This is a genomic window from Pelagibacterium montanilacus, assembly GCF_003992665.1.
Classification (GTDB): domain Bacteria; phylum Pseudomonadota; class Alphaproteobacteria; order Rhizobiales; family Devosiaceae; genus Pelagibacterium; species Pelagibacterium montanilacus.
This window is the reverse complement of sequence record NZ_RZMX01000052.1, coordinates 1-701: the sequence shown is the minus strand read 5'-3', so window position 1 is coordinate 701 and position 701 is coordinate 1. Positions and strand designations below refer to the sequence as shown.

The 701-nt window shown below is 53.9% G+C and carries 2 protein-coding genes; both read right to left on the bottom strand.

What is annotated here, in order from left to right; translation table 11 throughout:
• Positions 1-190: response regulator (locus EO136_RS14935; protein WP_246018400.1), on the bottom strand; the 190-nt coding region annotated here is incomplete at its 3' end.
• On the bottom strand, positions 187-486 hold the full coding sequence (locus EO136_RS14930) for a hypothetical protein (protein ID WP_127145207.1): 300 nt from the start codon (positions 484-486) through the stop codon (positions 187-189). The genes EO136_RS14930 and EO136_RS14935, both read right to left, overlap by 4 nt.
• Positions 487-701: the final 215 nt, after the last annotated feature.

Sequence of the window (701 nt, the reverse complement as noted above, 5' to 3'; positions counted from 1 at the left end):
CCATCGAGCCGGGCATGTCGATATCCGTGAAAATCAGCCCGATATCGGCATGCGCCTCGAGCAATGCGACCGCAGCGTCGGCATTGGTCGCCTGATAGATCTTGAACCCTTTGGCTTGAAGCTGATCGACGATATCCATCAAAATGAGCGTCTCATCCTCGACGACAAGGATAGCGATCTGATCAGTCATATCGGAGTAAGCCGCTGCGCCGGGCCTCCCACGTCAAACCTGAGGCTCGCGCTGATGTCTTGCAGGAGTTTGATTGTCGTCTGCACTGTCGCTGGCGCATCACCACGTACGGTGTCCGTTTCAATTTTCACTTCGGTGGCCACATCGACAATCTCGATGACGTCAACCACACTGAGAACCTGATTTTCGATCAGGCCATGGATCAGGCTTTCCACCAGAAGCAGGGCCGCCTGACCATGCGCGTCGGCATCCCGCGAATGCGCAATGTCGTTGTTGCTGGAAATTTCGTCGCTCATTGCTCGCTCCTCACAGGCGAGAGCATGATGTCTCTCAGCCGCCGCCAGCCTGATGGCCGGCCCACAATGTCTCGTTCTGGACTATCTATCTGCGCAGAACCACCACCTAGATCAATTTCGGACAATAACTTCAGACAATATCAAAGCAAGCGAGGTCGTGAAATGGTGAAACCATGAAAAACCGCTTCATCGATAAGCTGCAAGGCTTTTGCACC